This is a genomic window from Paenibacillus pectinilyticus (genome assembly GCF_001700435.1).
Classification (GTDB): Bacteria; Bacillota; Bacilli; order Paenibacillales; family NBRC-103111; genus Paenibacillus_E; species Paenibacillus_E pectinilyticus.
The window spans coordinates 283,423-304,094 of record NZ_LYPC01000014.1 but is presented as its reverse complement, the minus strand read 5'-3'; the positions used below and the strand labels follow the sequence as shown (position 1 = coordinate 304,094).

Here is a 20,672-nt window from a genome sequence, read left to right as displayed (position 1 = left end):
TTCATATTAAAGATAAATCTATTATCTATTACATTTTAACTAATTATACAGAAGCATTACACTGCATAGAATCTCCGTAATTAATGCCTAAATTAATAGTAATTGAAACCGAAAGTTTTCTTATCAACTCAAAAAAGTCGATATTCCTTCGCTAAGGAAATACCGACTTGTTTTTTATTCGTCTAGATTAGACGCCCACGACCGACAACAACTTCCTTCTCGCGGTCGTCCAAAATCTCTAAATTTTTATATATCTTCGACTTCTCGATCTTTAACTGTACCGCATCCACCACATCGTCCGCCTCGCTGCCGAGGATGTCGATGAGCGTAATCTCGTTCCCCTCTTTGTCCGTTCCAATCGGGTCATGCAGAGATACGTCTTTCCGTGTTTTCTTCAAGGAGCGCAGATGCATCAAGATTTCGTTCTCAATGCAACGTGCTGCAAACGTCGCTAGCTTCGTGCCCTTATTCGGCGAAAAAGATTCGATAGCTTTGATCAGGCCAATCGTTCCGATGGAGATCAAATCTTCCAAATCTTCTCCGGTATTGTCGAATTTTTTGAGGTTGTGAACACGAAGCAACGTAAATCAATTCACATAAAGCCGTCAAACAGAAGAAAGAACTGCTACTCGGCAGCTCTTTCTTCATTAAATTATTATTTCATGTAAATGTAGCAGGAAATTTTTGCTGATATTCTCTTAGAATTTTTCGCTCATTTAATACCTAGTTAAGCTCAAAACATTGTTCCAGTACATTTTACCGACTTGTTTAAACACAATCGGCAGAATGGACGGAGTACAGTGTCTGGTATACATGAATAAAAGACTCTTGAAAAACTAAAGCGGACGATCTTAAATTTCTTTAGGATAACCGACAATTAAAATCTTAACATTTAAGTTTATCAACAGTCTATTAGCTTTTTTAAAAGTTTTTTTAGTTTTAATAGCGTTTTTCAACCGATCACTTTATTTATAACTGTTGCAACTCTTGGTTATCCGCATAATGATATTGAAACCAATCTACATCCATATAACCTGTTTCCATTCTTTCATTATAGCAATATACGCCTACTCTATCTCCTCTATAAAAACCCCAATTCAGCTTATATTGTCCGCCAAAATTTTGAAAATCCTCGCCATTCAAGCTATACGAATAGTTATTCCATCCAGTAAGATTCCAAGTAGACTTTAACCATAAGATAGAATCCTTTATTGATGGTCCAAATGTAAATTCTCCTGTATCATTATATTTAAGTCGCTTTACGTTCCCTTCTTGGATAACTCCTAACGTGCAATATTGGGTGCCCATATGGCAAATACCAGCTTCCTGTCCGTCCTCCATGCCGGATATATCAATTTTGACAATGACTTGACTATTAGCGGTTTTCATTCCTCTTTGAGTCAGTACATTACACACCGTAAAAAAATCCCCAATCTCAAGAGGAATACAAGCATGTAATCTCAAAAAGCCTGGTCTTTCCGTTAATGACCATTTATTTGATCTTGGCTGATGGCTCCACTCCCAGTGATGTTCCAGCTTCGGTTGATTAAAGTCATCACTTTGATTAGGATGTACAATCGGGTATCCTGTAATCGGTTTAGTTCCCCCCCAAACCATTTCCCCAATGCCATCTCCATCTACGTCTTCTCCAATAATAGGCCAACCATCTACCCAATTTACCGGTAATAAACTCAAGGTTCTTCCTTCCGAATAACCGCAAGATCCGTGGTGGGTAATAAACAACCATTCGCCTGTTGGAGCTTGAACCAATCCCCCTTGATTGGGCTCCCGATCCATTTCCACTCCATGCGTATGCAGAATCTCCTTTTCTTCATAGGGACCATATAGGCTAGAAGCCCGCAGCATCATTACAACCCTCACCTCATTACCTGATTCCACCCTAACTTCACTATGGAAAAAGTAATAAAGCCCGTCTATTTTATAAAGTTTACTCGCTTCACTGCCTTTATATTGATGAAAGATCACATCGCTGTCCATCAGAAGATTTTTGCCATCGTTACTCATTTTAAATAGGTGCATCTTATAGTTATCTTCGAAATGAGTGGCAACTAAGTAACCTTGTCCATCATCATCCCAGAATGGGCAACAATCATCCCATCCAGCTACTTCCCATATGTGATGTAAAGGTTCCCATGGACCTTCTGGATTAGATGCCCTACTCATAAAAAAAACCTCATCGGGTGTACAGAAATACACCCAAAACTTACCATTGTGGAAACGAATTGCCCCTGCCCAAATCCCCCTGCCGTGGTGGTTCATACGATCATAATTCAGCTTAGGGCTAATCTGAGTAATATCATCCACAACATGCCCGATACTTGCCCAATTCACAAGGTCTTTGGAATGCATAACAATCATCCCTGGCGATAAATGAAAGGTAGAGGAAATGCAGTAATAATCACTACCAACACCAATAACATCAGGATCACTATAATCTCCTGGCAGAATAGGATTGATATAAGTACCATTCCCTTGATCCCCCCATAAACCAGCCTTTGACAATGCCTCTGCTCCATGCATCTAGATTCCCCATTTCATAAGATATTAAAAAAGAATTGAGGAGGTTAAATGACTCCTCAATTCTACAAACTCATTTACTAGCTTGCAAGCGTACTAACTTCTGAAGCGCTCAAAGCCCTGTTATAGATTTTGAATTGATCTACAAGTCCGTTCAGATACGGATCATTATACTGTGATTTTCCGAAATAATTCTGATTCGTCGCTCCCAAGTCAGAAGGTTTAAAGGTCATATTGGTGTTGGTTGCGACAGCGACACCGTTGACGTATAGTGTTCCCGTGTTTCCGGACCATGTAATGGCAAGATGTGTCCAAGTGCCTGTTGGCAAGGCAGATGGAGCATTTAGCTGTTGCTCGGCACTGCTGCCGCTCGTCGTGATGGCAAACCTAGGCGCAGAGCCAGCGTTCACGGTCAGAAACATATATTTACTCGTACCTGTGCCGAAGTCGAAAACCCTACTCCATTTGCTAACGCTGTTAGGCTTTACCCACGCCGCAATGGTAAAATCATTGAGATTACTGACTATTCCCGTCGGCAAGCTCGCATAATCGGTGCTTCCGTTCAAATTGACTGCGTTGCCGCTCTTCCCCGCGATGAATGATGGTGTGCCGCTCAACGTCGCGTTTTTCCCATTGCCGGAGGAATCCGAAGCCGTTGTGCCGCTCGACTCGTCGAATTTATACCAAGCTGACACATCGTTGGTACCGGTGCCTTGGATCGTGATGACAACGGAAGCTTGTTGGTACGGATAACCTTGTATGGTGCCATATACGGTTGTCATACTACCAGGTGCCATCTGAGAGGTATCGACATATGAATTCCATAACACATTGCTTTGTTTCTTATACGTAGTGCCTCCGCCCGCATCAAACGTAATGCGATCCATGTATAACGGGTAGTTATACTTCGTTCCATAAGGAACGCTGGCAGAAATGGCAATGCCACCGGTTATTTTGGGAACAACCGTCACATGAGCGTAGGCTCTCAAGCTTGTTCCAGTTACGGTTCCGCCTACGATATATTTGCCCCGAGTCTGACCATCAATAAAAGGAGTAACTGCCGTGCCGGACTGGGCTGTACTTACGGCATCCCAAACGACATTTGCGTTTCCTGTACTGCCATTCGTAAACGTCACCTTAACCTGACTTGGCAAATCAACATGATCTTTCTCGTTGTCTACATAAATAGGCTCTACCCCCGCTATCCCCGCATTAGACGTTTGACCGGAAATGGTGATGGCTACACTTCCCAATACATAGGATCTATCATTAGCCACTGCTGTTACTTTTACCGTGCCGTTCTGTAAAGCATTCAACACGCCTGTTGCGTCGATAGTAGCCTTAGTCGTCGGTGTTACTCCATCCGATTCATAAACATACCAGGTCACATCTTTGCGTTCCGCTGCGCTTGGTTGAACAGCAGCAGTCATTTGAAGTGCAGCGTTATTCGTTATTATCGTCGTCGCTCCACCAGCTCCCGTTACGGCTATGGAACTGACCGGCGTCTGTGACGGCGTATCAACGTGAGGCTGGGCGATCCAGGCATCGTCAAACAACGCTGATGTCCCATTGTTTGCGCTGAATCCCACCTTACCTTGGGTAAACGCGCTGCTCTGCGAGGATAAAACAGACTGGCCATTCACCGAAACGGTTAAGAATTGTCCTACAGCTTGCACCCCAACCGAGTACCATTTATTCGGCGTTATGGCATAATTGGCCGAGGCCAGTATGGTGCTTACACCTCCAATTACCTTCGTTAAATAGACTTTATTATCGTTACCATTCATCGAGAACAAGAAGTAATTATTGTTATCCTGCACTCGGAAAGCAAGGCCTGCGTCATAATGAGTTCCTGTCTTAAATTTTAACTGTCCGTTGTAAATAAAATCGCTCCAGGTTCCAGATCCGGCATATGCCATACTGGTCTGATTGGCATTGGCTACCCCTGAATATACGCCATTCACGCCGGTTGTCAGAATGGTATTGTCATTGACTACCGACCATGTGCCATTGCTTGTCGTCCATTGGTACGGATAATTGAAGCTGGTTTTAACAGGCCAGTTGGGCAAAGTAATGGAACCGTCCGTCTTCCATCCGGATGCTTGGCTCCAATTGCTGAAAGTAGTTGAATAGGCGACATTTCCTCCTGTTGAGACGGAGACATTGTCGACCAGTACCTCCCCGCCCATTTGCGATGCTGAAACGGTGGAAACAGCCACTTTACCAGACGTATAGGATGAATCTGTGGCGGTTATATACAAGCTGCCATTGATATAACACTGAATGGTGCTGCCAGTAGCAACGATTTTCACTGTATACCAGGTGTTTGTTGATAGCGGAAGTGCATATTTCCCGATTAGTGTATTATTTTTATAAAGCTTTACTGTTTCATTGGTTGCATCATTATTTTTATTCAGCTGCAAGGGGTCGAGCACCAAACTGTAACCGTTGAGTATTGTCGTGTTTATCGGATCACTGCGGAACAGGATAGCAGCCGAATCTCCTTTCGTTGAATTCACATCCACCGAATAGGTAAAGTCTTGATAACTTGCATTGGTATAATAGACCGTTATCGGTCCATTGAACGGTCCTGTAAGCGGTAGAAGCTTCATATTTCCGTTAGCTATGGTCCAGTTGTCGGTTCCACTGAACAACCCTTGATCCGCAGCAGCTGTTGCATAGCTAAAATCATTGTAGGTTATGTCAGAAAGTCCTTGAATTTGCGCCGGTATATAAGAGAAGCGGTCCATTCCGATCGTACCACTTTTGTTCACCACTTTAATGGTATGGCTTGCGTTTGTTAATCCTGTCTTCTTAAAAATGACCTGACCCAATCTCGCGGTAGGGCTGATTGTACTCAAGTCTGGGGCCCACAATACATTATCGATATAAACATCCGCCGTTCCTTCGTTCGGCCCAAAGTTGCCAATCCATTCAATTGATGTTCCGAAAAAATCAAGGCTGACGGAGGAACCAGCGGTGGCTGAGCTAGAGTAGGTCGAGCCGGTCGTGTGACTCCACGTTCCGCTATATATGACGCTACTGCTTGCATCATCGGCTCTCGTCCAAACACTTGCATCATTATCGGACTTATCAAGCCGGATATTCACAGCTCCGTTGTGATTAACGGTAAGGGTATACACGTGAGTTGCTGGATTCCAATTTTCCGAGTAATTATAATGCTTGTCAAAGCCTGATATGGTCAGTGACGGCTTGACTAATGACGTCACTCTCATCGTAGTGGTCTTAAGCCCTGCATCCTGAGGATTATAATTATGGGAATATTCATCGAAAGCGTTCTGGAACTCGGCCCCAGTTGCCCCTCCAAGGTATAAACCATCCTGCGTATGATCTGTCTTGTAGTTATTTAAGATAACACTCAGGGTATTTGCTCCATCATCAATCATCGCCAACGTTCCGAACGGCATTTCAGGTAAATCAATTTCGCTAAAATTGCTGCCGGCGCTTAATGGTATGAAGGCATCCTGATTAAAATTCGCTGCATAACTGCTATTGTAGACCAGCCATTGGTTGCCCACATTTTGCGCAAATGCATCGCCCGAATAAGTCTGCGGATACAAATTATTAAAGTAATTCAATTTATCGTTTCGGGTTTTAAAATTACTTGTATAAGAACTTTTAGTCAATACATTTGGAAATTGCGCCGCAACCGATGGATCCGCTAGCATCGGGATTTGCGGTACGACGTAATATCTCCCAGTTGTTCTTGGCTGAAAGTACAAGGTATTTCTGGCCAATGGGTCAGGCTGGCTGGCATACAAACCGTCAAATGCTGATACTCTCGTCCCTTCCGCATCCGGAAGTGAGGTCATGGTTCCTTCGGATGCCGAGTAAGCGACCTTAATTTTGCTCATGACCGTAGATTTGGAGATGGGGTGTTGGATGACATACCGAAAGGCAGGGAGAATGGAATTATAGAAGACTGGCGTTAAATCCCCGTGAATGGTCGGAAAAATGTCATTTTCCGGACAAAAGACAGTTGCGCCTTGCATATAGGTATCCAGCATGTTCATTGCCCAAAGGTTCTCTGGCGCACTAAAAAATGCAGGAGGTCCTTCGGCGAAAGGAGATCCGACAGATTGGAAATATTCGAAAATATCCCAATAGGCTCCCCAATTGCCTGCTACTCCGGCAAGCCAGGATCCCAAAGCTTCGGAACTGTTGTATTGAAAGTTATTATGGACAGTCTTGGGAGCAAAGATAAAATTAGCACTATTTTGTTTAACCGAGTTATAGTACGAGGTGTTCTCCATTTTACTTTCAAAAACATCGTTCTGTTCCTGATTAGATTGGATATGGTATCCGCCATACGTGCTGGCAAGGGCCAATAGCGCAGGAACGCTGTTAACAGTGTTCGTCAATTCTGAAACCGCTGTACCGATCATATTCGGGTAATTTTGATAAAGGCTTTCGATCCAGGCATTCCCGTCGGCACCGCTAGTTGGCTGCTCGCCATACAGAATCATCATTGGAATGTTCTCGTCTACGCCTTCTGCCAAATTATCTTCCATCCATTTTCGGGATTGCGCTGTGGTGACTGGGGACACATGTCCCGGGTGTAAAACAAAAACAACATAAGGTTTGATATCGTCAGGGATCGACGCCCAAGCTCTTTTAATCGACCAATGTGCATTATTATCCCGTGCAAAATCAGGATCATTGACGCTAACGTTCGGACCGATTTTCAATTGCAATACCAATAACGGATGGTTGCTGTCCACTACTTTTCTCATTGTTGCAGCTTTTGCGTGGGTTGCAGGGCCTGCCACATAAAACATTGGTAATAAAATCAAGATGCTTAGGAAAAAGCTCAAAACCTTAAATCGTTTCATCATCAATTAATTCAGCTCCTTTTTATAGATATTTCGCGCGATAGGAAATCCTTGCTACGATTTGACGCTTCCAAGCACCATTCCCTTTGTAAAAGACTTCTGTAGGAATGGATAAATGATGAAAATGGGCAGCGTGCTTACAAATATTTCTGCTGCTTTAATCGATCTTGCACTCAAATTCGTGAATAACCTCAGTTGATCCGCTGTCATATTTGAAGTATCCGGCGTAGTGAGCACCGTATAGAGATATGTTTGCAGTGGATAGTTCTCACTCCGGCTCATGAACAGAAATCCGTCAAACCAGTTGTTCCAATGAAATACAAAAGAAAACAGAACTAGTGTAGCCAAAGCAGGCTTGCATAACGGCAGATGTATGCTGACAAGTGCCCGGAAATGGCCAGCGCCATCCATAAAGACTGATTCCTCAATCTCCTTCGGGAGATTTCGAATAAAGTTCATTAGGATTAGCACATTAAATACTTGAACAGACGGAACGATCACCAACGAGCCCAGATTGTTGTACATGCCTGCCCATTTCACAACCATAAACCACGGAATTAACCCGCCGCTGAACAACATCGTAAAGATAAAGTACCAGATAAAAAAAGTTCGGCTTCTGAAATCTTTCCTTTCCCTAGACAAGGGGTATGCGGCAAGAATAGTAAATGCCATCATGATTAGGATGCCAAGTGCCGATCTTTCAACGGACACCCATAAAGCCCGATAAAAATTGGGATTGTTTAATATATAACTGTAGGGTTGAATGGTAAAACCTTTGGGCCACAGAAAAACTTCTCCAGCCGAAACATAGCTATTGGAACTAAAGGACATGCAAAATATGTTCCATAAGGGAATAAAACTAACAAATATACCTAAACTCAACAGGAAATAATTGCAGATCACAAAAAGCTTTCGACTAACAGATTTGTTCTCAAAACTGTGGAATCCGTTTGGATAACTCATCTACTCTTCCTCGCAATCGGTCGATTCGGTCTTAGAAAACACGATAATCGGTAAATTTATTTGCCAGCCAATAGGATGTAGATATCATTAAGAATGAGACGACTGATTTAAATAAGCCAACCGCTGTTGCAATACTAAATTCGCCTTGCTGTATGCCTTGCCTGAAAGCATAGGTATCAATAATATCTCCCGATGAATAAACCCCTGGGCTATATAAATTCAGAATCTGATCTTGCCCCGCATTCAATATGTTCCCTAGGCTTAGAATCCCGACCAAAATAATCATGGGCGTAATGGTGGGAATCGTTAAATAAATGGTTTGTTTCCATCTTCCCGCTCCATCAATCATGGCTGCTTCATACATGGTGAGGTCTACCGATGTTAGAGCAGCCAGGAAAATGATTGTATTAAAACCAACTTCTTTCCATAAGTCCGAAATGACGATGGCAAATGGGAACTGCGTCGCCGTGCCAAAGAAAAATGTGTCATGCGGAAGACCGAACATGGCCAATAAATGATTGAATGCACCATCTTGCGGCGAGAAAAAGTCAAGCAGGACGCCTCCCACTACTACCCAAGAAAGAAAAAAAGGCAAGTAGGTGATTGTCGTTCCCAATTTTCTGAACCACCCCTTTGAGACCTCGTTCAATAGAAGCGCAAAAACAAGCGGGACAGCGAGTTTAACGATAATTTTCATACCTGCAATGAAAAACGTGTTGGCAATAACACTCTTTGCGTCTGGAGATATCCATATTGTACGAAATACATCAAGCCCTACAAACTTGGAATGGATAAGAGAATAGATGAATCCGTGGCTGGTTGGCACGAAATCTTCAAACGCCATCACGATTCCGAGCATTGGGATATAACCGAAGACAAGCACAACTAAAGCTGGCATCAAAATCATGGCATATAGGGAAAACTCTTTTTTCATCTGCGAACGCCACTTCATGAATCCACCTCTTTCAATTTAAAACAGGAAGTTGCATCGAAATTTACAACTTCCTGTTTTTAAAACCCTTACTTCACATACTTTTGGACATCCTGAAGAATCTCGGCTCCACCTAACTGGTTCCAGCTATTCACTGTTTTATCCCAATCATCCACTGGCGCCTGGTTATAAATGATTTTTGTCATAATTTCCTCAGCCATTTTCTTATAAGCAGGTACTTTCGAAACCATTAAGTCATCTGGAACATTAAAGAAGGCATTCTTCAATATGTTACTTTCCTGAACAGTCTCAAAATGATATTTACCTGGTGTTCCATCAACACCGCTGTAATTCATCCAATCTGTCCACCCTACTACATAAGTTGGATCCTGTTGATACTTTTGAATTTCGTCATAATGTGGTTTTTGCGATGGATTCAGCTTCGAAGGATCCTTGCTTTTTACCGCTGCTGAAACTGCCGCATAATCTTTCGCTTGTTGATAAGGATCGATTACCTGGAACGGCGCAGCCAACGCAGTATCACCCATATTGTTGGTAATATCGCTATTGTTGAAATGCTGGAAATCCGCATTTGGACCATATACTTTCTCCACATACCAGTTGATCATTTTTACAATGGCTTCCGGATTTTTACTATTCTTCGACACGGCGGTGTAAACGTTGCCTGGACGGTATCCATAAGGCTTTGTTGGTTGTGCATCACTCGAAGGCATGCCAACTACGATCCAGTCGGATTTCGGATCCTTCTTTTTCAGATCTGGCAGCGGCCATCCGGCTTGCCACCAACGACCAATGTACATGCCTACTTTACCTGCAGCAAAATCTTGCGGTAAATCAGCGGTGCCAAAGTCTTTTGCCAAATACCCTTTTTTATACATATCCTGAAGCAAGCTCAACGCTTGTTTCACACCTGGCTTGTTGCCAGACCAATCGATTTTACCTGAGCTGTCCTTCTCATAGAACAAGGACTCATCCCACCATGGTCCGGGTTGGGCATGGAACATTTCAAATACTCCGTCAGTGCCGCCCCAGTCCAGAATCAGATTGTTCTTGCCGGCAATGCCGAACCCGTATGTATCTGCTTTACCGTCTCCATCCGGATCACCTTCTGTGAATGCTTTGGCGATATTTTCGAAATCTTGCGTCGTTTTCGGCACCTGTAGGTTGAGCTTATCCAACCAATCTTTACGAATCCACAATGATTTAATATCTGCCCTCATGTCAGCAGCCGTCAAGGGCAATAAATATTGTTTGCCGTCTGAAGTCACGGTAGCGTTCATGATAGAGCCACCGTCGCTATACAAAATTTGTTTTGCCAATGGAGAAAGGTACTTATCCAGGTACGGTTTCATGTCCATGAGTTGATCGCCTTTGATCAATTTGCTAGCCTGAGAACCTGTGATTTGCGGCATTAGATCCGGAAGATCCGATGTACTAACGGCCACGTTCATTTTATTCTCGAATTGCGTGGCATCCACTGACCAAGAATATTTGACATTAACCCCCATGTCTTTGTAATAGTTGATCCATGAATTGTTGTCCATGGATTGACCATCTGCATACTTTTGGCCTTGTACGGTGCGTCTAACTGCCGTAATCGTAATTGGCGTACTGTACTTGCCTAATGGATCGATAGCTGTGGGTTTCGATGGTGTTGTAGTATTTTCCGCCTTCGAAGATGCTGACGGCGAAGCGGAATTCTCTGATGATGTGCTACTGCTGCATGCGCTCAATACGGAAAGCATTAGACAACATGTAACAATCATGTACTGATTTAATCGTTTACGTTTCATGTGATCACCCTTCTTTATTTTTTTTTACATAATTAAGCATACAATGAAAACGCAATCATTTCTTTTTGCACGTTTTAACTTTTTTAACATTTCTCAACTTGTTATATGTATTGAATACTTTATAAAAGCGATCCTCTGAATTCATTCGGGGATTGCCCGACCGTTTTTTTGAAAAATCGGGTAAACGATTGCTGCGAATCATATCCTACTTGCAATGAAATTTCATTAATTTTTTTTGAGCTGCCTTGCAAAAGTTCCTTGGCTTTATCAATTTTCTTTTCCGTTATGTATTCAGATAAATTCTGATCTGTCACTTGTTTAAAGAGCTTTGATAGATAAGTCGAATTCAGATAGAGTAGATTAGCCAATCTGGTCAACGACAAATCCTCGTGCAGGTGCGTTTCGATATACAACTTTAAGCGTGTAATGGTATTTTCCGTATTACTATTAATCTGTTGTGTCTGAATAGAGAACAATGTATCTGCGAATCGCAACAGATAATCTACAGCTGCATCCCAAGCGGAATGTTCATCCGAGCGAAATAATCGATGAAGGTCAATGGTTAGTTCCATTTGTTGAGTGAGATCGAAACGATTCATATAATCGGCAAGTAAAGACGCCGAACGATAATAGATCTCCAATGCAATTAAATCATCACGGCTCTCCGCACCCCTCAAACAATCCACCAGTGGTTGAAATATCTCAACAAATTCTTGTTGCCTATGAAGTTCCAGATGTTCCTCGAGAATCTTGAATTTCGCTAACTGCTTTAATACGGTTTTATTTACTGTGGATTGTTTGTTATCTGTTAGGTAAAGCGGCTGATCGGATAATATCATTTCAATGCCTAAACCGAATCGGTTATTTAATATTTGCTTTAATGACCTGTACACATCGGCAATTTCTTCAAATCGAAAAAAGTTCCCTTGCAAGGCAAAAGAAACGGTAATCCCAATGGAATTTCTTACAACGGCCTGCGAATATTCCAAAGATCCGGTAATTAATGTGACCTGCTTCTTCAATTCCGACTTGTCCATACGTGCATTCGCCTGAAACAACCAAACTATCGTCGATTGTTCCAGAATAAAACCGAAATAGGTAAGTAATTGTGGGAAATTGGATTCGGGTATAGCCCGAACAGCAAAAATATGTTCGTTTCTGATAGCCGTAACTTTACCAGGAGGCAACGGATCAATTCGACCGATGACCATTAGTGTAGGATTTTCGATTCGAAGTGGAATTTCAAGATTCTCCAAATACAGGTCCGTATCTTCTGATACTTCTTGAAGGCCATGAATGAAACCTTGTAAAAATTCATTCTGAAGCAAAGGCCGCGCGCTCTCCACCTGTGTTTTGGCCTGCTCCAACAAATTCAACTTGTGATGACTATCCTTGATTTCTTTTAATACTTCACGCACGGTCTCAACAATTTGTTCATCATCCACCGTTTTCAGTAAAAATCGAATTCCCTCATGCTGAATGGCGGTATATACATAATCAAATTCTTTATATCCTGTGAGAAATATAATCCGACATGATGGCCAATTCGCTTTAATTTGTTCCATTAATTCTAATCCTGAAGCGCCAGGCATCTTGATGTCTGAAAGAACCACGTCCATTCTGACCTGATCCAACCAATCTTGCGCTTCTTCTACGGAATAAGCCTTATATACTTCAATTTCTCCAACCATCATCTCTCGAAACGTGTCAGTAAGCATACTTGCTATCATTTCTTCATCATCAACAATCAACAGTTTGTACATATGTATTCCCCCTCACTACGTCTCAATTGGGATGGTTAATGTAACCTTTAATCCCCCAAGCTCGCTGCGTTCATGACTTATTCCACTATGCTCGCCGAATCGGATCTGCAACCTTTTGTGAATGTTAGTAAGTCCGGTAATTTCAGTAATTGTCTCCGAATCAATTAACTCTCTCTTCATAACTACTAGTTTAGTATCGGCCAATTGGTCCCCATTGTCTTCGAATATCATGTGCAATCGGTTCGATTCACTTAGAAAATGAACAACCAACAACCCGTTTTGCCGTTTATCTTCCAGTCCATGTTCAAAGGCGTTCTCGATAATGGGTTGCAGAATAAGTCTGGGTACTAGAATGTTGCCAAGTCCGCTCGGAAGCTCTTCAAACCGCACTTGAATTCTTCGAGAGAAACGCATAGACTGGATTTCAGTATACGTTCGGGCATGCTCAACTTCTCGCTCTAATTGAATCTCTTCCGCCGAACTGCGTGTCACGAATTGAAAGTAGTTTCCTAAATGTCTCGAGAACAATTCCGCTTCCTCGATAAATCCATACCTAATCCATCGATGAAGAACAAAGAAGCTGTTATATAAAAAATGCGGGTTGATTTGTGTTTGCAACTGTTTCAACTCAGCCTGTTTAATCAAAAGATTCTGCTTATACACTTGATCGATTAAATCTCTAAGGTTACTGATCATGGCGTTAAATCGGGTGAATATATGGCGAAATTCATCTTTGCTATGATGCTTTATTTCGACTTCCATATTGCCATTTTCAACTTGGCGGAATGCCTTAACTAGTTTCTTTAACGGCTTATGAATAAGTCTGTACAGTAGTAAAGTGAAAATACTTATGACAAACAAGGCCGTAATCGAATAGATCACGAACATATTACGATAGTGGTTGATTTTCTTATACATTTGGCTGGTTTTAACCGATTTCACCAAGGTCAGACCCTGCTGGCTACTGGACGCATAGGTCATGACGTACGGTTCTTTATCAACGGAAAAAGATTCGTAGCCTTCTGGGGAATTCTTTAAGGGGTGGGACTGAAGAATAGCGGCAATCTGATCAGCTTGCGTGTGGGCTTGATCTGCAACTATGGAAAAGGGTGGATTCCAGCTGAAGAGATAGGCATTGCTCCCTTGCTGTATTTGAAGCTCTTGCAGCATCTGCTGCAAGTAGTCCTTAGATAACTCGACACCAATGATTGTAAATCTTGATGAACTGTCCTTTGCTACGTCCTGAAAAGAGGATACTAATAACCACAAACTACCATCAATCTCGTGTATCTGATCTTTAGGATTGGTCATAACCGAATGAATAAGCGTGTTATCTGATGGCCTCATCTCATGAATGTTCAGATCGCTCACACTTTTATTTAATGCAGGCATTAGCACTGTAACATGACTGATATACCTGCTGCTATATTTAATGGATTCTACCCGCTCTTGCACATGGATTAAATCCATGTCTTGTTCATAATTAGTTAGTTGTGTGTTTGCAACCTCAAGTATATTGACAGTTGAATCGTTTAACATATTGAATTGCAACAGTCTAATCCGTTGTAATTCTTGTTCTAAATTTTCCCGATAAAAATCTACTTGCGCTTGATAAGATGAGGTAATTTCGTTCTTGACCGCTTGCAACCCCCAATTATAAACACTGTATCCTATGGCGAGAAGCGGAAACAAGACAGCGAGAAATATGGAAACAAGCCTTGCAAAAATCATGTAGAATCAGTCCTTCCCTCTCACAAGAACAATTAATCACACCTAAGCACTTTGTAGGCGTTTCCATTAACTAAGGAATATGAATACAATTAAAAATGCCTGTTTGGAATGAACACAGGCATTTCTTCTTCTCTATTATTTTTACTTCAATGAAAATGTGTAACTCCCTGATCCCACAGCGTGAATCCAATACGTTTGCCCAATTTTTCGAGTAATATATTTGGTGCAATTCGTAGTTAACTTCCCAGAACCTATATTTGGTAATCCAATATCTGCGGTAGCTCCAATTGGTATCTTTACTTCTAAAACGATTTCCTCACCATTTCGGTCATACTCGGCACTTATCTTACCGTACTGGCTCACTACGCAACCCTTTACCTTGTTAATTGTCTGGGTTAATGTTGGTTCGATAATGATTCTGCGATACCCCGGTGCTGCCATACGTATTCCTAATACATAGGATGTAAGCCATTCTTTCACATGCCCCATCATGGCATGATTTCTGGATCTTTCCATCCCCATCCATAACTCCTCATAGTTCCAGTATTCTGGCAATGTTGTTAAATGATTATCAACAAAGAATTTATAGCTTGGCTGGGTATCATTCATGACCATTTTATACACAACATCGTTTTTCCCATACTGCCCGAGCGAAGCAAACACTTGTTTTAAACCTACTTCGCCTGACGAAAGGTGATAATCACGGATTTGGACGGCTTCTACAAGTCGATTAACCGCAAGCTTATGATTTTCTTCTAAAACAATACCGCTGAATAGAACACATCCATAGCTTGCTTGGCTGCCGTTTCCATACGTCCGGTTTTCGGGTTGGTAGCACACCGCATTCAGATGAAATTGCCCCTTTACTTCTTCAGCCTTTTGGGAGAATTTCGTTTCATCTGTAAAATGCCCTGTCAATGTTGCAATCTTAGCCATCGTGCTCAAGAGGTAATAGTAAGCACAATTTTCCACCAGTGTTACTGGGGTATTTTCATGTAACTGTCCCCAGTCGCCCATTTGGGCGTAGCCCGCTAACAGACCATTTTGGGTTTGATTTTCTAAATATGAGATATAACCGTTCATCGTTGAGTATGCCTTTTGTAATATGGAACTGTCCCCATACATCTGATAATATTCCCAAGGTGTCAAGATGCAGGCTCCGCCCCAGTTCGGATCACGATTTAAACCGTCGATACGAAAATATTCTGGTGCAATGGCAGGCATATATCCGAGCCCTTCGGTATCCCCATTCTCGATATCTGTATCGTTCGTCTGCGCATCGATCATATCTTGAACAATTTTGGGGATCCATGAACGGATGTCGTATCCCGCTGATATGGACCGAAACATCAAGTGAGTGGTTTCTAACCAACCTATTTTTTCAATTTGTGGACAATCCGTAAATGAGAAAAACATATTGCTTTCAATAGCACGATTGGTAATCTCATCAATTTGATTCAATACTGGATCCGAGGTTTCAAACATCCCCGTTTTCTCATTCGCAACTCGTAAGATACAGCAATTAAAATGATCAACAGTTGCTTCCCATATAAAACCGGAAACTTCGACATACCGGAATCCCTGATAGCAAAATGAAGGATGCCATCTTTCATCTCCATCTCCTTTTACCGTGTAACTGTTCTTGATGCTGCAATGATATTTCTTGCTCCAGCTTTGTGTACAAGAGGACTGATCGACAGACGATTTCTCCTCATTCAATATCTCCGCTGGATACATCTCAATGACTGTTCCTCTATCCGTCTCTGTCATACCTTTAAGTACGATTTCAGGGAATCCCGCGATATTTATACCCATATCCACAAGTAAATTCCCATTCGCTAGTCTTGTGACGGAAGCCGCAGGTAATTTCTCTATGATTCGAACGGCCTTAAACTCTCTCGCTTTCAAATTTCCCATCGGTGGTTCCATAATGACGGGCCGCTGCCAGTTAGTGCGATCTGCAAGAGGCTTGTCCCAGTCACGTATCTCCGCTCTCGCATCGTAATCTTCTCCACCGTACCAGTTGTTAAAGGTGATCGGACTGTCCGTTAATTGCCAAGCCTGATCTGTTGCAGCAACAATTTCTACGCTTCCATCCTCATAGGTAACTTCGATTTGAGCGAGGACTTTCTTCTCACCGTAAAGTCCTTGTCTTACGTATTTAGAATCATTTTTTTGGTAGCGATGTTCAGGAGACTCCGTTATTTCATCCAACATCATCGTAGGGTTAATTCTAAAATTAACATACTGCCCATTTCCAATTATGATCCCGAACGCATTCGTGCCGCTCTTCAACTGCTGGGTTATATCATATGTGACATAATAGATAGTTTTAGAATAATCGCTCTCTCCTGGATTAAAAAAAGTATCATCTAATTGGATGCCATTTATGCTCGCCTGAAATAAGCCCAGTCCGCTCACATAAGCTCGAGCTTTGGCTACACTGCTCGGATTAGATACCAGAAAATCACTTGCTACTTGAGGAGCTGCAGATTTATTACAGTCAGCGGTATCCCCTTGTCCGATCCAGCGTGCTTTCCAATCTTCCTGCTCTAAGAGCCCCATCTCCCAGGAAGCCGTCTGGCTCCATTCTGACTCCATATCGTTCTTATCCCAAACTTTAACCTTCCAAAACAGTTCCTGCCTTGATAAAAGTCGAGCTCCCCCATACGCTATAGCAAAGTTATTTTCATGAGTTACTTTCCCGGAATCCCACATATCGCCAATGTTTTTGTGCAATAATTCTTTCGTAGAAGATACCAACATATAATACGCAGTTTGACACTGATTCTGCTCCGCTGACTCAAGCGTATAGCTTAATAGCGGATTTTTTGTATCAATCCCTAAAGGATTTTCCAAATATTGCACTAACATATTCGTAATATTCATTTGTGGATGCCTACCTCTCAACAATATATTAAATGTGCAGTTATCGCGTCATTTAACCGATCATGAATCGACCTTTTGAGCTATCCCTTAACTGCGCCACCCACAATACCTTTAATAAAATGCTTCTGTAAGATTAAAAAAGTAATAATTAACGGTAATGTTCCCAGTAAGATCGCTGCAAAAATCATGTTCCAATTATTATTGTATTGTCCCGTGAAGGTGAAAATAGCCATCGGAATTGTACGACTTGTTCTTGCTTGCAAAAAGAGAAGCGGAACTAAAAAGTCATTCCATATCGAAAGACTGTTCGTAATAATAACCGACGAGGTCACAGGTTTCATTAGTGGGAAAATAATCCTAATAAACGTTCCAAAAGGACCACATCCATCTATTAGTGCTGCATCTTCCAGTTCTTTAGGCACACCTTTTAAGAAACCTGTGTATAAGAAAATCGAGAGTGGAATTGTCATTGCAATAAAAATCATAATGACACCTTGATGTGTATTAATTAAGTGTAGGAACTTCAATAATTTGTACAATGGAATCATACTTAATTGAAACGGAATCATGATACCTGCAATAAAATACATGTAAAATGAATTCGTTAACCTAGACTTTACTCTTGACAACGGATAAGCTGCAAAGGAACTTACAAACACCACACCTGCAATGGATACTCCTGTAATCAACAAACTATTTCCAAAAGCCAAACCAAGGTTTGCTGCCTTCCAAGCATCTGAGAAATTACTCCACATGAGTACTTTAGGTAACCCGAGTGTCGTTTCCAATAAATCTTGAGGCGATTTCACTGTAACTGTAACAAGAATCGCAAGGGGGATAATAACGATAAGTCCCCACACTAACAGTAAAAATCGTCCTAACATTTTGCTTGCCCATGCTACTATCATTATGCTTCTACCTCCCGTCTTCGAAGGATTGTCAATTGAATGATAGAGATGACAAGTATAATAAGAAACATAACGACAGCAATTGCAGTTCCGTAACCCATTTCATTAAAATTAAATGCTTTTTTATACAAAAGAATGGCAAGCGATTCGGTAGTTGTACCTGGTCCACCTTTTGTCATAACGTAAATAATGTCAAACACTTTAAAGCTTCCAATAATGGAGATAAGAATGTTAATCGTAAAAGATGGTGCAATTAATGGGAAAGTAATATGGACAAATCTCTTCCATTTGCTAGCTCCATCGATATCAGCGGCCTCATACATATCAGCGGGAATGGCTTGTAAACCAGCTAAATAAATAACCAAAGACAACCCCGTCCATTGCCATATATTTGTAAATACAACACTAAACATCGACCATTTGGGATCACCTAACCAATCCTGTGTCAAGTTACTTAATCCCATATCCGTAAGAACCGTATTAATAATACCAAAAATCGGATTATATAAATAACTCCAAATGTAACCGATTGCCAACGCACTCAGTAGAGCAGGAATTAGATATAGCACTCTTAAAAATCTAAAGATCCAGTTGGTACCATCTACTAACATCGCCAAAACTAGCGAAATGACATTTTGAAATATCGTTACTAAAATAGCAAAGTAAAGCGTGTTCTTTAAGCTGATCCATACTTCCGAGTCATGAAGCAACGTCTTATAATTTTTGAATCCAACGATATGAACATCAGGATCTAACCCATTCCAATCCGTTAAACTATAATAAAAGCTGCTCAACATAGGAATAACAATAAACACACTAAATATCACGAAGGCCGGCAATATAAACAGCATCTGTACCCAACGTTTCTCCATCCGGATCTCCTCTTATCTTGATGAAGGCCAGGGGAATGAACTCCCTCCCCTGACCTCCATTTTAATTTTATTATTGTCCTTTTTTATCGGTAAATACTTTATCCATATCCTTTAACATGCTATCAATGGTGAACGTTTTACCCCCATCAACCATTACGTTCTGAATATCTTTGAACATGGTATCTTGCACACCTTGCGGCCAATTCTGATCAAGGAAGTTATAGGTGCCAACATTCAGATAAGGAACTAATTCTTTCAATGTAGCATCCAGATCCGGATTTACATCTTTAAATACAGGGAATGATTTAGCTTGCGTTAGAAGCTGAGCATTGTTACCCGCTTCAGCCCAGAAATCAAGATACATCTTGACCTCATCTGGATGCTTCGTTGCGGCTGATCCTCCTAATCCAAGTGCAATCGCTGAGGATACATATACCTTTTTACCAGCTTCAGCATAAGGCAATGGGAACATCCCTAGATCCGCCTGCGGATTTGCTGCCAAGATTGGAGGCAATCCCCAATTCCCCATAACCTCCATCGCTGCTTTGCCAGTCGCCATGAGCTGAACCATTTGATCATAATTGGTACCCAATGAGCCTTTGTTGAAATACCCCTTCTGATCCAGCATGGCATAATCATCCATCATTTTCTTCCATGGTGAATTTGCAAAAGTGGACTTACCGTCATACATATCTTTGTCGAAATTAGGATTATCACGATAGATTGCAGATGGCGCCATTGCATATGGTATTAATTGCGTGACCCAAAGATCTTTGTTTCCTAGTGCAAGTGGTATAATATTGGCTGCTTTAATTTTGTCACTTACTTGCAAGAACTCATCCCAATTCTTTGGAATCGAAAGTCCTAGATCCTTGAAGATTTTTTTATTGTAAATAACCCCAATCGCATTCTGATCCAAAGGAAGTCCATACACTTTGCCATCTTTACTTTCCATATTCTTCGCACCATCTTGCAACCTGGATACCCAAGGTCTGTCTGAGAGATCCATTAGATAACCTGCTTTAACAAATGGATCCTTCCAAGTCCCAGGAAATACCCCAATGATATCCGGAGCGTCGCCTGATGCTAAACGGGTTCTGATAAGTGTTTGATACTGATCAACGGGAGCGTTTTCATATTCAATTGTAATATTTGGATATTTCTCATGAAACCGTTTATTGATATCCTTAAGCGTTGGCCCCGCCTCTGCTTCCAAGAAATGAAGCATCTTCAGCGTTACCGGTTTTGCATCGCTTACAGCTTTCGTAGTGCTTGTCGCCGTCTCAGTTGCTTTAGGTGTTGTTGATGACGTGGAAGTTGAATTGTTCCCACATCCAGCTAACACCATGGATAATGAGGCAACCGTAGCGAAAGTTGTAATCCCAATCTTTTTTGCTGTTGTCATATAAT

11 protein-coding genes and 1 pseudogene are annotated in these 20,672 nt (G+C 41.7%); all 12 read right to left on the bottom strand.

Features of this window, described 5'->3' with window-relative positions:
- Window positions 1–197: 197 nt before the first annotated feature.
- Window positions 198–578: pseudogene (locus tag A8709_RS08875) on the bottom strand (sigma-70 family RNA polymerase sigma factor); the annotation flags it as partial.
- A 391-nt stretch (window positions 579–969) separates the two neighbouring features.
- Window positions 970–2,541 carry a glycoside hydrolase family 43 protein gene (locus A8709_RS08870; RefSeq protein ID WP_084224767.1) on the bottom strand — a complete coding sequence of 524 codons (1,572 nt, stop codon included), beginning with the start codon at window positions 2,539–2,541 and terminating at the stop codon, window positions 970–972.
- Window positions 2,542–2,618: 77 nt separating this feature from the next.
- A complete protein-coding gene (locus A8709_RS08865) occupies window positions 2,619–7,292 on the bottom strand; it encodes a LamG-like jellyroll fold domain-containing protein (RefSeq protein ID WP_167357038.1) in 4,674 nt (1,557 codons plus the stop codon).
- Between the two features lie 153 nt (window positions 7,293–7,445).
- On the bottom strand, window positions 7,446–8,063 hold the full coding sequence (locus A8709_RS08860; protein WP_244163137.1) for a carbohydrate ABC transporter permease: 618 nt from the start codon (window positions 8,061–8,063) through the stop codon (window positions 7,446–7,448).
- Between the two features lie 322 nt (window positions 8,064–8,385).
- Window positions 8,386–9,306: an ABC transporter permease gene (locus tag A8709_RS08855; RefSeq protein ID WP_065852002.1), complete on the bottom strand. Its 921-nt coding sequence runs from the start codon at window positions 9,304–9,306 to the stop codon at window positions 8,386–8,388.
- A 68-nt stretch (window positions 9,307–9,374) separates the two neighbouring features.
- Entirely contained in the window at window positions 9,375–11,099 is a 1,725-nt protein-coding gene (locus A8709_RS08850; RefSeq protein ID WP_065852001.1) for a type 2 periplasmic-binding domain-containing protein, read from the bottom strand.
- Window positions 11,100–11,218: 119 nt separating this feature from the next.
- Complete coding sequence (locus tag A8709_RS08845) at window positions 11,219–12,862, bottom strand: response regulator (RefSeq protein ID WP_065852000.1); 1,644 nt, start codon at window positions 12,860–12,862, stop codon at window positions 11,219–11,221.
- Between the two features lie 15 nt (window positions 12,863–12,877).
- On the bottom strand, window positions 12,878–14,593 hold the full coding sequence (locus A8709_RS08840) for a sensor histidine kinase (RefSeq protein ID WP_065851999.1): 1,716 nt from the start codon (window positions 14,591–14,593) through the stop codon (window positions 12,878–12,880).
- 141 nt (window positions 14,594–14,734) lie between these two features.
- Window positions 14,735–17,482, bottom strand: coding sequence for a family 78 glycoside hydrolase catalytic domain (locus A8709_RS08835; RefSeq protein WP_065851998.1), 2,748 nt, complete (start codon window positions 17,480–17,482; stop codon window positions 14,735–14,737).
- Between the two features lie 80 nt (window positions 17,483–17,562).
- Complete coding sequence (locus A8709_RS08830; RefSeq protein WP_065851997.1) at window positions 17,563–18,390, bottom strand: carbohydrate ABC transporter permease; 828 nt, start codon at window positions 18,388–18,390, stop codon at window positions 17,563–17,565.
- Window positions 18,390–19,262, bottom strand: a complete 873-nt coding sequence (locus tag A8709_RS08825) for a carbohydrate ABC transporter permease (RefSeq protein WP_065851996.1) — start codon at window positions 19,260–19,262, stop codon at window positions 18,390–18,392. Before A8709_RS08825 ends, A8709_RS08830 begins: the two co-directional genes overlap by 1 nt.
- Before the next feature lie 70 nt (window positions 19,263–19,332).
- Window positions 19,333–20,667 carry an ABC transporter substrate-binding protein gene (locus tag A8709_RS08820; RefSeq protein WP_065851995.1) on the bottom strand — a complete coding sequence of 445 codons (1,335 nt, stop codon included), beginning with the start codon at window positions 20,665–20,667 and terminating at the stop codon, window positions 19,333–19,335.
- Window positions 20,668–20,672: the final 5 nt, after the last annotated feature.

Coding starts and splice junctions, on each gene's coding strand:
- A8709_RS08870 (WP_084224767.1), bottom strand. CDS start 2,541: ATGCATGGAGCAGAGGCATTGTCAAAGGCTGGTTTATGGGGGGATCAA.
- A8709_RS08865 (WP_167357038.1), bottom strand. CDS start 7,292: ATGAGAAAAGTAGTGGACAGCAACCATCCGTTATTGGTATTGCAATTG.
- A8709_RS08860 (WP_244163137.1), bottom strand. CDS start 8,063: ATGGCATTTACTATTCTTGCCGCATACCCCTTGTCTAGGGAAAGGAAA.
- A8709_RS08855 (WP_065852002.1), bottom strand. CDS start 9,306: ATGAAGTGGCGTTCGCAGATGAAAAAAGAGTTTTCCCTATATGCCATG.
- A8709_RS08850 (WP_065852001.1), bottom strand. CDS start 11,099: ATGAAACGTAAACGATTAAATCAGTACATGATTGTTACATGTTGTCTA.
- A8709_RS08845 (WP_065852000.1), bottom strand. CDS start 12,862: ATGTACAAACTGTTGATTGTTGATGATGAAGAAATGATAGCAAGTATG.
- A8709_RS08840 (WP_065851999.1), bottom strand. CDS start 14,593: ATGATTTTTGCAAGGCTTGTTTCCATATTTCTCGCTGTCTTGTTTCCG.
- A8709_RS08835 (WP_065851998.1), bottom strand. CDS start 17,482: ATGAATATTACGAATATGTTAGTGCAATATTTGGAAAATCCTTTAGGG.
- A8709_RS08830 (WP_065851997.1), bottom strand. CDS start 18,390: ATGATAGTAGCATGGGCAAGCAAAATGTTAGGACGATTTTTACTGTTA.
- A8709_RS08825 (WP_065851996.1), bottom strand. CDS start 19,262: ATGGAGAAACGTTGGGTACAGATGCTGTTTATATTGCCGGCCTTCGTG.
- A8709_RS08820 (WP_065851995.1), bottom strand. CDS start 20,667: ATGACAACAGCAAAAAAGATTGGGATTACAACTTTCGCTACGGTTGCC.